14 protein-coding genes are annotated in these 13,754 nt (G+C 58.5%); all 14 read left to right on the top strand.

The genetic code is table 11. The features are described 5' to 3' along the window. Nucleotides 1-18 precede the first annotated feature (18 nt). The 14 genes from tsf to rnhB all read left to right on the top strand — a co-directional run bounded on the left by tsf (nt 19) and on the right by rnhB (nt 13,706). Nucleotides 19-882 (top strand): translation elongation factor Ts, encoded by an 864-nt coding sequence (gene tsf, locus AC3WJW_RS18195; protein ID WP_095965037.1) that lies wholly within the window; start codon nt 19-21, stop codon nt 880-882. A 209-nt stretch (nt 883-1,091) separates the two neighbouring features. Further along, nucleotides 1,092-1,835 (top strand): UMP kinase, encoded by a 744-nt coding sequence (gene pyrH / locus AC3WJW_RS18190; protein WP_003222124.1) that lies wholly within the window; start codon nt 1,092-1,094, stop codon nt 1,833-1,835. After that, the gene (frr, locus tag AC3WJW_RS18185) at nt 1,832-2,389 is read left to right on the top strand and encodes a ribosome recycling factor (RefSeq protein ID WP_007978385.1); all 558 of its coding nucleotides are present in this window, start codon (nt 1,832-1,834) and stop codon (nt 2,387-2,389) included. Before pyrH ends, frr begins: the two co-directional genes overlap by 4 nt. Before the next feature lie 13 nt (nt 2,390-2,402). Next, nucleotides 2,403-3,158, top strand: coding sequence for a polyprenyl diphosphate synthase (uppS, locus tag AC3WJW_RS18180; RefSeq protein WP_102699380.1), 756 nt, complete (start codon nt 2,403-2,405; stop codon nt 3,156-3,158). Further along, nucleotides 3,158-3,964 (top strand): phosphatidate cytidylyltransferase, encoded by an 807-nt coding sequence (locus AC3WJW_RS18175; protein ID WP_493726875.1) that lies wholly within the window; start codon nt 3,158-3,160, stop codon nt 3,962-3,964. The genes uppS and AC3WJW_RS18175 overlap by 1 nt, the downstream gene beginning before the upstream one ends. Beyond that, nucleotides 3,961-5,151, top strand: coding sequence for a 1-deoxy-D-xylulose-5-phosphate reductoisomerase (ispC, locus tag AC3WJW_RS18170; RefSeq protein WP_493726874.1), 1,191 nt, complete (start codon nt 3,961-3,963; stop codon nt 5,149-5,151). The genes AC3WJW_RS18175 and ispC overlap by 4 nt, the downstream gene beginning before the upstream one ends. A gap of 53 nt (nt 5,152-5,204) precedes the next feature. Next, complete coding sequence (gene rseP / locus AC3WJW_RS18165) at nt 5,205-6,557, top strand: sigma E protease regulator RseP (RefSeq protein ID WP_493726873.1); 1,353 nt, start codon at nt 5,205-5,207, stop codon at nt 6,555-6,557. Nucleotides 6,558-6,629: 72 nt separating this feature from the next. Then, nucleotides 6,630-9,005 carry an outer membrane protein assembly factor BamA gene (gene bamA / locus AC3WJW_RS18160; protein ID WP_015093767.1) on the top strand — a complete coding sequence of 792 codons (2,376 nt, stop codon included), beginning with the start codon at nt 6,630-6,632 and terminating at the stop codon, nt 9,003-9,005. A gap of 45 nt (nt 9,006-9,050) precedes the next feature. Beyond that, entirely contained in the window at nt 9,051-9,554 is a 504-nt protein-coding gene (locus tag AC3WJW_RS18155; RefSeq protein ID WP_015093768.1) for an OmpH/Skp family outer membrane protein, read from the top strand. 3 nt (nt 9,555-9,557) lie between these two features. Further along, nucleotides 9,558-10,613, top strand: a complete 1,056-nt coding sequence (lpxD, locus tag AC3WJW_RS18150) for a UDP-3-O-(3-hydroxymyristoyl)glucosamine N-acyltransferase (RefSeq protein ID WP_104450675.1) — start codon at nt 9,558-9,560, stop codon at nt 10,611-10,613. Between the two features lie 108 nt (nt 10,614-10,721). Beyond that, the gene (fabZ, locus tag AC3WJW_RS18145) at nt 10,722-11,162 is read left to right on the top strand and encodes a 3-hydroxyacyl-ACP dehydratase FabZ (protein ID WP_007978374.1); all 441 of its coding nucleotides are present in this window, start codon (nt 10,722-10,724) and stop codon (nt 11,160-11,162) included. Beyond that, nucleotides 11,159-11,935 carry an acyl-ACP--UDP-N-acetylglucosamine O-acyltransferase gene (gene lpxA / locus AC3WJW_RS18140; RefSeq protein WP_007978373.1) on the top strand — a complete coding sequence of 259 codons (777 nt, stop codon included), beginning with the start codon at nt 11,159-11,161 and terminating at the stop codon, nt 11,933-11,935. Before fabZ ends, lpxA begins: the two co-directional genes overlap by 4 nt. A 2-nt stretch (nt 11,936-11,937) precedes the next feature. Then, nucleotides 11,938-13,068 carry a lipid-A-disaccharide synthase gene (gene lpxB, locus AC3WJW_RS18135; protein WP_493726872.1) on the top strand — a complete coding sequence of 377 codons (1,131 nt, stop codon included), beginning with the start codon at nt 11,938-11,940 and terminating at the stop codon, nt 13,066-13,068. Between the two features lie 11 nt (nt 13,069-13,079). Next, nucleotides 13,080-13,706: a ribonuclease HII gene (gene rnhB / locus AC3WJW_RS18130; RefSeq protein ID WP_007978371.1), complete on the top strand. Its 627-nt coding sequence runs from the start codon at nt 13,080-13,082 to the stop codon at nt 13,704-13,706. The last annotated feature ends 48 nt before the right edge of the window (nt 13,707-13,754 follow it).

Genomic DNA, 13,754 nt, shown 5'->3' with positions numbered 1-13,754 from the left:
ATCCAAGAGGATTTTGAAATGGCAGAGATTACTGCAGCGTTGGTCAAAGAACTGCGCGAGCGTACTGGCGAAGGCATGATGGACTGCAAAAAGGCCTTGACCAAGGCTGGCGGCGACATCGAGAAAGCCATTGATGACATGCGTGCTTCGGGCGCCATCAAGGCCGCCAAGAAAGCCGGCAACGTTGCCGCTGAAGGCGCTATCGCCATCAAGGCCGACGACAAGGCAGCCGTGCTGCTGGAAGTCAACTCGCAGACCGACTTCCTGGCCCTGCAAGACGACTTCAAGAACTTCGTTGCTGCCAGCGTAGAGAAAGCCTTCGACGAAAAACTGACCGACGCAGCTCCGCTGATCGCCGCTCAGGAATCGGCTCGTGAAGCACTGGTTGCCAAAGTTGGCGAAAACGTCAACATCCGTCGCCTGGTGCGCGTAGAGGGCGACGTTGTCGGCACCTACCTGCACGGTAACAAGATCGGTGTTGCTGTTGTTCTCAAGGGCGGCGATGTTCAGCTGGCTAAAGAGATCGCCATGCACGTGGCGGCAAGCAACCCTGAGTTCCTGCTGCCATCGCAGGTTTCGCCAGAAGCCATCGAGCGCGAGAAGGGCGTTTTCCTGACCCTGAACGAAGACAAGATGAAAGGCAAGCCAGCTGAAATCGTCGAGAAGATGATTGCTGGTCGTATCACCAAGTTCCTGGCTGAAGCCAGCCTGGTCGAGCAGGCTTTCGTGATGAACCCGGAAGTGACTGTAGGCGCCCTGGCCAAGAAAGCCGGCGCTGAAATCGTTTCCTTCACTTACTTCAAGGTAGGCGAAGGCATCGAGAAGCCAGTGGACAACTTCGCAGAAGAAGTTGCTGCTCAGCTGGCTGCCGCCAAGCAATAAGACGGTTTTTTAACTGTCGCCCAGAAGAGGCTGCCCGCTCACGCGCGCAGCCTCTTTTCAGATGGGGCACCAATTTTTATTGGTTTCCTTTTGGAACTGGCTTACAAAGCCATGTTCCGATGGCGCTGAAGCAGCGCCAAGCTAGAGTGAACGCCAGCTGTAAACAGCTCGCAAAGAATTTTTAAAATACGCCGCAGGAGAGATTCGCAATGGCTCAGCAGGGCAGTGGTTATCAGGCTCGCTATAAACGCATTCTACTCAAGCTCAGCGGCGAGGCCCTGATGGGCTCGGAAGAGTTCGGGATCGATCCGAAAGTTCTGGATCGCATGGCATTGGAAGTTGGCCAGCTGGTCGGCATCGGTGTACAGGTCGGTCTGGTTATCGGTGGTGGCAACCTGTTTCGCGGTGAAGCGCTGAGCAAGGCTGGCATGGATCGGGTCACTGGCGACCACATGGGCATGCTGGCCACTGTGATGAACGCCCTGGCCATGCGCGACGCCCTTGAGCGCGCCAACATCTCGGCCATCGTGATGTCCGCTATTTCCATGGTTGGCGTGACCGATCACTATGATCGCCGCAAGGCCATGCGCCACTTGAACTCCAAGGATGTGGTGATTTTCGCGGCCGGTACCGGCAACCCGTTCTTTACGACGGACTCGGCGGCCTGCCTGCGTGCAATCGAAATCGATGCCGATGTCGTGCTCAAGGCAACCAAGGTCGACGGCGTCTACACCGCTGACCCGTTCAAAGACCCGCATGCCGAGAAGTTCGATCATCTGACTTACGATGAAGTGCTGGATCGCAAGCTGGGTGTGATGGATCTGACGGCCATTTGCCTGTGCCGCGACCACAAGATGCCGCTACGCGTATTTAACATGAACAAACCCGGCGCCCTGCTGAACATCGTGCATGGCGGCGCTGAAGGAACACTGATCGAGGAAGGCCAACAATGATCAACGAAATCAAGAAAGACGCTAAAGAGCGCATGCAGAAGTCCGTGGAATCGCTGGCGCACAACTTCGGCCGCATTCGTACCGGTCAAGCGCACCCGAGCATCCTGGAAGGCGTGATGGTGCCGTACTACGGTTCCGACACCCCGATCAAGCAAGTGGCCAACATCACCGTCAAAGACGCCCGTACCCTGCAAGTTGTTGCCTTCGAGCGCAACATGCTGGGCGCCGTCGACAAGGCGATCGGCAGTGCAGGCCTGAACCTGAACCCGACCAACCTTGGTGAGCTGCTGCTGATCAGCATGCCGGCCCTGACCGAAGAAACCCGTCGCGGTTTCACCAAGCAGGCTCGTGATGTGGCTGAAGATGCCCGTGTTGCCGTGCGCAACATCCGTCGCGATGCAAACAGCTCGCTGAAGGATCTGGTTAAGGAAAAGGAAATCAGCGAAGACGAAGAGCGTCGCGCCACTGGCGAGATCGACGATCTGACCAAGAAGTTCGTAGCTGAAATCGACGCTAAGTTGGCGGAGAAAGAAAAAGACCTGATGGCCGTATAAGGGTCGCGTTTTCATGGAAAAGACCAAGCAGACTGCACCGTCCGCGGTGCCGCGCCATGTCGCGATCATCATGGATGGTAACAATCGCTGGGCGAAGAAACGCTTTATGCCAGGTGTCGCCGGGCATAAAGCGGGCGTGGATGCGGTACGTGCGGTCATTGAAGTCTGTGCCGAGGCCAAGGTCGAGGTGCTGACCCTGTTCGCCTTTTCCAGCGAGAACTGGCAGCGTCCGGCCGATGAGGTCAGTGCCTTGATGGATCTGTTCTTCAAGGCGCTGCGTCGTGAGGCCAAGCGCCTCAACGACAACAACATCAGCCTGCGCATCATTGGTGATCGCTCGCGTTTTCATCCCGAGCTGCAGGCTGCCATGCGTGAGGCCGAGGCCATGACGGCTGGCGCCAATCGTTTTGTCCTGCAGATCGCCGCCAATTACGGCGGTCAGTGGGATATCGCGCAAGCGGCGCAACGACTGGCGCGAGAGGTTCAGGCCGGACACTTGCGTCCGGAAGACATCACGCCTGATCTGCTGCAGACCTGCCTGGCCACAGGTGATCTGCCGTTGCCTGACTTGTGTATCCGTACCGGTGGCGAGCATCGCATCAGCAATTTCCTGCTCTGGCAGCTGGCCTATGCCGAGCTGTATTTTTCCGACCTGTTCTGGCCGGACTTCAAACACGATGCCATGCGCAATGCGCTGGCCGATTACGCTTCCCGCCAGCGCCGCTTCGGTAAAACGAGCGAGCAGGTCGAGGCTGGAGCCCGGGTTTAATGCTTAAACAACGAATCATCACCGCGCTGATCCTGCTGCCGATTGCCCTGTGCGGGTTTTTCCTGCTTGAAGGTTCCGGTTTTGCACTGTTCATCGGGCTGGTAGTTACCCTTGGTGCATGGGAGTGGGCGCGTCTGGCGGGTTTCGCCGGTCAAGCGTTCCGCGTCGGTTTTGCCGCTGTGGTCGCCTGGATGCTGTTCGTCATGTACATCCTGCCCGGGCTGGCGCCTTGGGTATTGGGCGCTTCGGTGCTGTGGTGGACGGTGGCGACGTATCTGGTGCTGACCTATCCGCGTTCGAGCGAGCATTGGTCCAATGCGGCGACCAGGCTGGTGATCGGCCTGTTGATTCTCCTGCCGGCCTGGCAGGGTCTGGTGCAGATCAAGCAGTACCCGCTGGGTAACTGGCTGATCATGGCCGTGATGGTGCTGGTCTGGGGTGCCGATATCGGTGCCTATTTCTCCGGTCGTGCTTTCGGCAAGCGTAAGCTTGCGCCGCAGGTCAGTCCGGGCAAAAGCTGGGAAGGCGTGTACGGTGGCCTGGCGCTGAGCCTGGTCATTACCACGCTCGTTGCTCTGGTGCGCGACTGGACGGTGGCGCAGCTGTTCAAGGGGCTGATCTGTGCTGCGCTGATCGTGTTCATTTCGGTGGTGGGTGACCTCACTGAAAGCATGTTCAAGCGTCAGTCCGGGATCAAGGACAGCAGCAATCTGCTTCCGGGTCACGGTGGTGTGCTGGATCGTATCGATAGCCTGACGGCGGCCATTCCGGTGTTCGCCGTGCTGTTGTGGATGGCGGCCCCATGAGCCGCCCGCAACAGATTACCGTTCTGGGGGCAACCGGTTCGATTGGCCTGAGTACGCTCGATGTCATCGCTCGTCATCCTGATCGTTACCAGGTCTTTGCCTTGAGTGGCTTCACTCGCTTGAGTGAATTGCTGGCGCTCTGCGTGCGCCATATCCCGCGATTTGCCGTAGTGCCCGAGGTCGCGGCTGCCCGCACCTTGCAGGATGATTTGCGCGCGGCGGGTCTTCCAACCCGTGTTCTGGTGGGTGAGGAAGGTTTGTGTCAGGTCGCTTCCGATCCGGAAGTCGATACGGTCATGGCGGCCATCGTCGGTGCGGCGGGATTGCGCCCGACGCTGGCGGCGGTCGAGGCGGGCAAGAAGATCCTCCTGGCCAATAAAGAAGCGCTGGTGATGTCCGGCGCGCTGTTCATGCAGGCGGTGCGCAAGAGCGGTTCGGTATTGCTGCCGATCGATAGCGAGCACAACGCCATTTTCCAGTGCATGCCGCGCGATTATGCCCGTGGCCTCGAGGCGGTCGGCGTTCGCCGGATTTTGCTGACGGCTTCCGGCGGTCCGTTCCGGCAGACGCCACTGGCTGAACTGGCGCATGTTTCACCTGACCAGGCGTGTGCGCATCCGAACTGGTCCATGGGGCGAAAAATCTCCGTTGACTCGGCCAGTATGATGAACAAAGGGCTTGAGCTGATCGAGGCCTGCTGGCTGTTCGATGCCAGGCCATCCCAGGTCGAGGTGGTGATTCATCCGCAAAGCGTGATTCATTCGCTGGTCGACTACGTCGATGGTTCTGTCCTGGCGCAACTGGGTAATCCGGACATGCGCACGCCCATCGCCAATGCCCTGGCCTGGCCGGAGCGGATTGACTCGGGTGTGGCGCCGCTGGATCTGTTTGCCATTGCGCGGCTGGACTTCCAGGCGCCCGATGAAGAGCGTTTTCCTTGCCTGCGTCTGGCTCGTCAGGCGGCTGAAGCGGGAAACAGCGCGCCGGCCATGCTCAATGCCGCGAACGAAGTGGCGGTGGCGGCATTTCTCGACGAACGGGTTCGTTACCCGGAAATCGCGAGTATCATCGAGGAAGTACTGAGTCTGGAGCCCGTCGTGGCAGTGGATGATCTCGAGGCGGTGTTCACGGCAGACGCGAAAGCGCGATTGTTGGCCGGACAATGGTTGAGCCGTCACGGGCGGTAAATGCTGCAGATAGTTGACCCAGGCTGCAGCGGATAGGATTGCGGAGAAAGTAGATGAGCGCGCTCTATATGATTGTCGGCACCCTGGTCGCTCTGGGTGTGCTGGTTACCTTCCACGAGTTCGGCCATTTCTGGGTCGCGCGTCGCTGTGGGGTCAAGGTGCTGCGCTTCTCCGTAGGCTTCGGCATGCCTTTGCTGCGCTGGCACGACAAGCAGGGCACAGAATTTGTCGTTGCCGCCATCCCGTTGGGCGGCTACGTGAAAATGCTCGACGAGCGCGAAGGCGAAGTACCGCCCGACCAGCTTGATCAATCCTTCAATCGCAAATCCGTTCGTCAGCGCATTGCCATCGTAGCGGCGGGGCCGATCGCCAACTTCCTGCTGGCGTTTGTGTTCTTCTGGGGATTGGCAATGCTCGGCAGCGAGCAGGTGCGTCCGGTCATCGGGGCGGTCGAGTCCGGTAGCATCGCGGCCAAGGCGGGCTTGAGTCCCGGCCAGGAAATCGTGGCCATCGATGGTGAGGCGACTTCCGGCTGGGCGGAGGTGAATCTGCAACTGGTTCGTCGCCTGGGTGAAAGCGGCTCGTTGCAGATATTGGTTCGCGAACAAGGCTCGACGACCGACTCTCCACGTGAACTTGCGCTGGATAAATGGCTCAAAGGCGCTGACGAGCCGGACCCCATTCATTCCTTGGGGATTCGTCCGTGGCGCCCGGCATTGCCGCCTGTTCTGGCCGAACTCGATCCAAAGGGGCCGGCCCAGGCCGCCGGCCTGAAGACGGGTGACCGATTGCTGGCGCTCGATGGTCGTACGCTGGATGACTGGCAGCAGGTCGTCGATATCGTCCGTATGCATCCTGATACCAAAATCATGCTGCGGGTTGAGCGGGACGGTGCTCAAATCGACGTCCCGGTGACACTTGCCGCTCGCGGCGAGAGCAAGTCACCCAGCGGCTACCTGGGGGCAGGGGTGAAGGCTGTCGATTGGCCGCCGGAGATGATCCGCGAGGTCAGTTATGGACCATTGGCAGCGATTGGCGAGGGGGCTCGACGCACCTGGACCATGAGCGTGCTGACCCTCGATTCACTGAAGAAAATGTTGTTCGGCGAGCTCTCGGTAAAAAACTTGAGTGGACCGATAACCATTGCTAAAGTGGCGGGCGCTTCGGCCCAGTCGGGTGTTGCTGATTTCCTGAATTTCCTTGCTTATCTGAGTATTAGCCTGGGGGTTCTGAATTTGCTGCCCATTCCTGTGCTGGATGGGGGGCATTTGTTGTTTTATCTGATCGAGTGGGCGCGTGGTCGTCCCTTGTCGGATCGGGTGCAAGGTTGGGGGATACAGATCGGCATCAGTTTGGTGATCGGAGTGATGTTGCTTGCTCTGGTTAATGATCTGGGTCGTCTGTAACGTCGCTGAATTGCGAATCTGCCGCATTTTGCGGCAGTTTGTTTATTGCCAGTTGGAATAAGAAAGGACTTCATGAAACGTCTGCTGCTAACTGCGGTTCTCACCGTATTGATGATCGCCGAAGTTCACGCCGAGTCCTTCACTATCTCTGATATTCGCGTCAATGGCCTCCAGCGGGTCTCCGCGGGTAGCGTCTTTGGTGCTTTGCCGTTGAACGTCGGTGAACAGGCGGACGATCGTCGCCTGGTGGAATCCACTCGTGCGTTGTTCAAAACCGGTTTCTTTCAAGATATCCAGCTGGGCCGCGATGGCAACGTCCTGGTCATCACGGTAGTCGAGCGCCCGTCGGTCGCCAGTATCGAGATCGAAGGCAACAAGGCGATCTCTACCGAAGACCTGATGAAAGGCCTCAAGCAATCCGGTCTGGCCGAAGGCGAGATCTTCCAGCGTGCCACCCTGGAAGGTGTGCGTAACGAACTGCAGCGTCAGTACGTCGCCCAGGGTCGCTACTCGGCTACCGTCGACACCGAAGTGGTGCCGCAGCCGCGTAACCGCGTTGGCCTGAAGGTCAACATCAACGAAGGTACCGTTGCGGCTATCCAGCACATCAACGTGGTGGGCAACACAGTCTTCCCCGATGAAGACCTGATCGACCTTTTCGAACTCAAGACCACCAACTGGTTGTCGTTCTTCAAGAACGATGACAAGTACGCCCGTGAAAAACTGTCCGGTGACCTGGAACGTCTGCGTTCCTACTACCTGGACCGTGGCTATATCAATATGGATATCGCTTCGACCCAGGTTTCCATTACGCCGGACAAGAAACACGTCTATATCACCGTCAACGTCAACGAAGGCGAGAAATACACCGTTCGTGACGTCAAGCTCAGCGGCGACCTGAAAGTCCCTGAAGACCAGATCAAGTCTCTGTTGCTGGTGCAAAAAGGCCAGGTGTTCTCGCGCAAGCTGATGACCACCACCTCCGAACTGATCACCCGTCGCCTGGGTAACGAAGGCTACACCTTCGCCAACGTCAACGGCGTGCCTCAACCGCACGATGAAGATCACACCGTGGACATCCTGTTCGCGGTCGATCCGGGCAAGCGTGCCTATGTGAACCGCATCAACTTCCGTGGCAACACCAAGTCCGAAGACGAAGTGCTGCGTCGTGAAATGCGTCAGATGGAAGGCGGCTGGGCTTCGACCTACCTGATCGATCAATCCAAGACCCGTCTGGAGCGTCTGGGCTTCTTCAAGGAAGTCAACGTCGAAACCCCGGCCGTACCGGGTGTCGATGACCAGGTGGACGTCAACTACAGCGTTGAAGAGCAAGCTTCCGGTTCGATTACCGCCAGCGTCGGTTTCGCCCAGAGCGCCGGCCTGATCCTCGGTGGTTCGATCACCCAGAACAACTTCCTGGGTACCGGTAACAAGGTCAGCGTCGGCTTGACCAAAAGCGAATACCAGACCCGCTACAACTTCGGTTTCGTCGACCCCTACTGGACCGCCGACGGCGTGAGCCTGGGTTACAACGCCTTCTACCGTACGACTGACTACGATGACCTCGATACCGACGTCGCCAGCTACGCCGTAGACAGCCTGGGTGCCGGTGTGAGTGTCGGTTATCCAATCAGCGAGACTTCGCGTCTGACCTTCGGCCTGAATGCGCAACAAGACGAAATCAAGACCGGTGTCTACACCGTTGACGAGATCTTCGACTTCGTTAACAAGGAAGGCGACAAGTACCTGAACTTCAAGGCTTCGGCCGGTTGGTCCGAGTCCACCCTGAACAAGGGCGTGCTCGCTACCCGTGGTCACTCCCAGAGCCTGGTGCTGGAATCCACGATTCCAGGCAGCGACCTGTCGTTCTTCAAACTCGACTACCGTGGCCAGTTGTTCCAGCCATTGAGCGAGAACTACACCATGCGCCTGCACACCGAGCTGGGTTATGGCGATGGTTACGGTTCTACCGACGGCTTGCCATTCTATGAAAACTACTATGCTGGTGGTTTCAACTCGGTACGCGGCTTCAAGGACAGCACCCTGGGTCCTCGCAGTACGCCAAGTACCGGCAAGAACCCTGGCACAGCGTTCGACCCGGACCAGGATCCACTGCCGTTCGGTGGTAACGTCCTGATCCAGGGCGGTGTGGAGGTTCTGTTCCCGCTGCCGTTCGTCAAAGATCAACGCTCCCTGCGTACCTCGGTATTCTGGGATGTGGGTAACGTGTTCGATTCGTCGTGCTCGGATACCACAAACGCTGATGGCACGAAGTCCGACACCAAGTGCAACGACATTAGCCTGAGCAATATGGCCAGTTCTGTTGGTGTAGGTGTGACGTGGGTCACTGCACTGGGTCCTTTGAGTTTCGCATTGGCCATGCCGGTCAAGAAGCCGGATGACGCCGAGACTCAAGTGTTCCAATTTTCCCTCGGCCAGACGTTCTAAGCGTCTGACCCAAGATAACGACAATGAATTTTGTAGGAGTGCATCGTGCGTAAGTTGACTCAATTGGTTCTCCTGGCCAGCGTCCTGGTCGCTGGTCCGGCATTTGCCGACATGAAAATTGCAGTTCTGAACTATCAGATGGCTCTGCTGGAGTCCGACGCGGCCAAGAAATACGCCGTGGATGCCGAGAAGAAGTTCGGTCCTCAGCTGACCAAGCTCAAGACGCTGGAAACCAGCGCCAAGGGTATTCAGGACCGCCTGATGGCCGGTGGCGACAAAATGCAGCAGGGCGAGCGCGAGCGTCTGGAGCTTGAATTCAAGCAAAAGGCCCGTGACTTCCAGTTCCAGTCCAAGGAGCTGAACGAAGCCAAAGCCGTTGCCGACCGTGAAATGCTGAAGCAGCTCAAGCCGAAACTGGACAGCGCTGTGGAAGAAGTCATCAAGAAAGGTGCTTTTGACCTGGTCTTCGAGCGTGGCGCAGTGATTGATGTCAAGCCTCAGTACGACATCACTCGCCAGGTTATCGAGCGCATGAATCAGCTGAAGTAATCCATGACCGTGACCATTAAGCTCGGCCAGTTGGCCGAGTTCCTCGGCGCCACGCTACGTGGCGACCCGGAGAGAGAAATTACTGGGCTGGCCACCTTGCAGGAGGCTGGCCCAGCTCAGTTGAGCTTTCTCGCAAACCCTCAATACCGTAAGTACCTGGCGGACAGCCGGGCCGCAGCACTGTTGCTGAAGGCTGCTGATGCCGAAGGTTTTGCCGGTAATGCGTTGGTGGTGCCTGATCCGTATCTGGCCTACGCGCGTGTTTCCCACCTGTTCGATCCAAAACCGAAAGCGGCTGCCGGTATTCACCCGACAGCCGTTGTGGCTGAAGACGCGGTGGTTGACCCGGCTGCGAGTATTGGTGCCTTTGCGGTGATCGAAAGCGCGGCACGTATTGCTGCCGGCGTGACCATCGGTGCGCATTGCTTCATCGGCGCCCGTTGCGAAATCGGTGAAGGCGGTTGGCTGGCCCCACGGGTCACGCTGTACCACGACGTGCGTATCGGCAAGCGTGTGGTCATTCAGTCAGGTGCCGTGCTCGGCGGCGAAGGTTTCGGTTTTGCCAATGAGAAAGGTGTCTGGCAGAAAATTGCCCAGATCGGTGGTGTGCTGGTCGGTGACGATGTCGAGATTGGCGTGAATACCGCTATCGATCGCGGCGCATTGGCCGATACCATTCTCGGTAATGGTGTGAAGCTCGACAACCAGATCCAGATCGCCCACAACGTTCAGGTCGGTGATCACACCGCCATGGCGGCCTGTGTCGGGATCTCTGGCAGCACCAAAATCGGCAAGCATTGCATGCTCGCTGGCGGTGTAGGGCTGGTGGGGCATATCGAAATTTGCGATAACGTTTTCATCACCGGAATGACCATGGTGACCCACTCGATTACCGAAAAGGGTTCCTATTCTTCCGGTACGGCCATGCAGCCAGCAGCCGAATGGCGCAAAAGCGCGGCTCGCATCCGTCAGCTCGATGACATCGCGCGGCGCCTGCGACAGCTGGAAAAGCAAGTAGGGGAAGTGACCCCTGACGGTAATGCTTCATCAGATGGCTGATACCATTTCCATATCAAGTGTGCACAGCCGCTAGACTGCCTCCTTGATTTGCTAGCGGAACGTGCGTCAGTCGCGCGCTCCCAATCTTTACATAGGCTTCCCCCCGAAATGATGGACATCAACGAGATTCGCGAATACCTGCCTCACCGTTACCCGTTCCTGCTGGTGGACCGGGTAGTGGAGCTGGATGTTGAAGGCAAGCGCATTCGCGCCTACAAGAATGTCAGCATCAACGAACCGTTCTTCAATGGCCACTTCCCCGCGCATCCAATCATGCCGGGCGTATTGATCATCGAAGCCATGGCTCAGGCTGCCGGGATCCTTGGTTTCAAGATGCTCGACGTGAAACCAGCCGACGGCACCCTCTATTACTTCGTCGGTTCCGACAAGCTGCGCTTTCGCCAGCCGGTTCTGCCAGGCGATCAGTTGATCCTTGAAGCCAAGTTCATCAGCTGCAAGCGTCAGATCTGGAAATTCGAATGCCAGGCTTCGGTCGATGGCAAGCCGGTCTGCTCCGCTGAAATCATCTGCGCGGAACGCAAACTATGAGTTTGATTGACCCTCGTGCAATCATCGATCCGACAGCCATTCTGGCTGACGGCGTCGAGGTCGGCCCGTGGTCGATCGTCGGCGCAGGTGTGGAAATCGGCGAGGGGACAGTCATCGGGCCGCACGTGATCCTCAAGGGCCCGACCCGAATCGGCAAGCACAATCGCATCTACCAGTTTTCCTCGGTGGGTGAAGACACGCCTGACCTGAAGTACAAGGGCGAGGAAACCCGCCTGGTGATTGGTGATCACAACGTCATCCGTGAGGGCGTGACGATCCACCGCGGCACCATCCAGGATCGTTCGGAAACGACCCTGGGCGATCACAACCTGATCATGGCCTATGCCCACATCGGCCATGACAGCGTGATTGGCAACCACTGCATCCTGGTGAACAACACCGCACTGGCGGGCCATGTGCATGTGGAAGACTGGGCCATCCTCTCCGGTTTTACCCTGGTTCACCAGTACTGCCACATTGGCGCCCACAGCTTCTCCGGCATGGGTACGGCGATCGGCAAGGATGTTCCAGCCTACGTCACGGTGTTCGGCAACCCTGCTGAAGCCCGCAGCATGAACTTCGAGGGCATGCGCCGTCGGGGGTTCAGCGAAGATGCGATCCACGCGCTGCGTCGTGCCTACAAAGTGGTGTACCGCCAGGGCCTGACCGTGGAGCAGGCGCTCGCCGAACTGGCAGAGCCGTCCGCCCAGTATCCGGAAGTGGCGGTGTTCCGTGACTCCATCCAGTCTTCGACCCGCGGCATCACCCGCTAACCATGGCTAATCTGCGTATTGCGCTGGTAGCGGGTGAGGCTTCCGGTGACATTCTGGGTGCGGGCCTCATGCGCGCGCTCAAGGCTCGTCACCCGGCCGTCGAATTCATCGGTGTCGGTGGTCCGTTGATGCAGGCTGAAGGCCTGACCTCGTATTTCCCGATGGAACGTCTGTCCGTCATGGGCCTGGTGGAAGTGCTGGGCCGGCTGCGCGAGTTGCTGGCGCGGCGCAAGAAGCTGGTCGCCGACCTGATCGCCGCGAAACCCGATGTGTTCATCGGTATCGATGCGCCGGACTTCAACCTCAATATCGAACTCAAACTGCGTCAGGCCGGTATCAAGACCGTGCATTACGTCAGTCCATCGGTTTGGGCCTGGCGGCAGAAACGCGTGCTGAAGATTCGCGAAGGCTGCGATCTGATGCTCACGCTGTTCCCGTTCGAAGCCAAATTTTATGAAGAGAAAGGCGTGCCGGTGCGGTTTGTCGGCCATACCTTGGCCGATGCCATTCCACTCGAAGCCGATCGCGCGGCTGCACGGGCCGAGCTCGGTTTGCCTGACGGGCCGTTGGTGGCGTTGATGCCAGGCAGCCGTGGCGGTGAAGTTGGCCGGCTAGGTGCGTTGTTTCTCGATACCGCGCAGCGCCTGCGGGCGTTGCGCCCGGGTGTGCGGTTTGTTATGCCTTGCGCCAGTGCGCAACGTCGCGCACAGCTTGAAGAACTGTTGGCCGGTCGCGATCTGCCACTGACCCTGCTCAATGGACAGTCGCATCTGGCCTTGGCAGCGTGCGATGCGGTGTTGATTGCTTCCGGTACCGCAACGCTTGAAGCTTTGTTGTACAAGCGGCCGATGGTGGTCGCCTATCGCCTGGCGCCGCTGACGTTCTGGATTCTCAAGCGCATGGTGAAAAGCCCCTACATTTCGTTGCCGAACCTGTTGGCACAGCGTCTGTTGGTGCCCGAGTTGTTGCAGGACGATGCCACGGTCGAAGCGCTGGCCCAGACCTTGTCGCCCTTGATCGAGGGGGGGGAAGAGCAGACCCGTGGTTTTGATGAAATTCACCGGACCCTGCGTCTGGATGCCTCCAACCAGGCTGCGGACGCAGTGCTGAAGCTGATCGGCCAGGTAGAATGAGTAAAACGAACATGCAGATGGGGCTGGACTTTACCTTGGTCGCTGAAGTCGAAGAGTTGGTTGCCGGTGTCGATGAAGTCGGTCGCGGCCCGCTCTGTGGTGCGGTAGTGACGGCGGCGGTGATTCTTGATCCGAACCGCCCGATCCTCGGCCTGAACGACTCGAAGAAACTCACCGAAGCCCGTCGCGAAAAGCTCTACGACGAAATCTGCGAAAAAGCCCTGAGCTGGTGCATCGCTCGCGCCGAAGTCGAGGAAATCGACGAACTGAACATCCTGCACGCCACCATGCTGGCCATGCAGCGTGCTGTCGCGGGGCTGCACATCCAGCCGAAGCTGGCGATGATCGACGGCAACCGCTGCCCGAAACTGCCAATGCGCTCCGAGGCTGTGGTGAAGGGCGATAGCAAGGTTCCTGCCATCGCTGCTGCCTCTATTCTGGCCAAGGTCAGTCGCGACCGGGAAATGGCCGCGTTCGAGTTGATCTACCCCGGCTACGGCATCGGTGGCCACAAGGGCTACCCGACACCCGTTCATCTGGAAGCGCTCGCCCGTCTCGGCCCGACCCCGATTCACCGGCGCTCCTTTGCTCCGGTGCGTCTGGCTTACGAGGCGCGGGAAAGTCTCATCGAGAGTTAGTCGCAAGGCTGATTTTTTTTACCAAGGCCCGGTACAATCCGGGCCTTG

This window comes from Pseudomonas sp. GW821-FHT07G06, assembly GCF_058986625.1.
The sequence above is the reverse complement of the archived record's forward strand: the minus strand, read 5'-3'. Positions and strand labels throughout refer to the sequence as shown.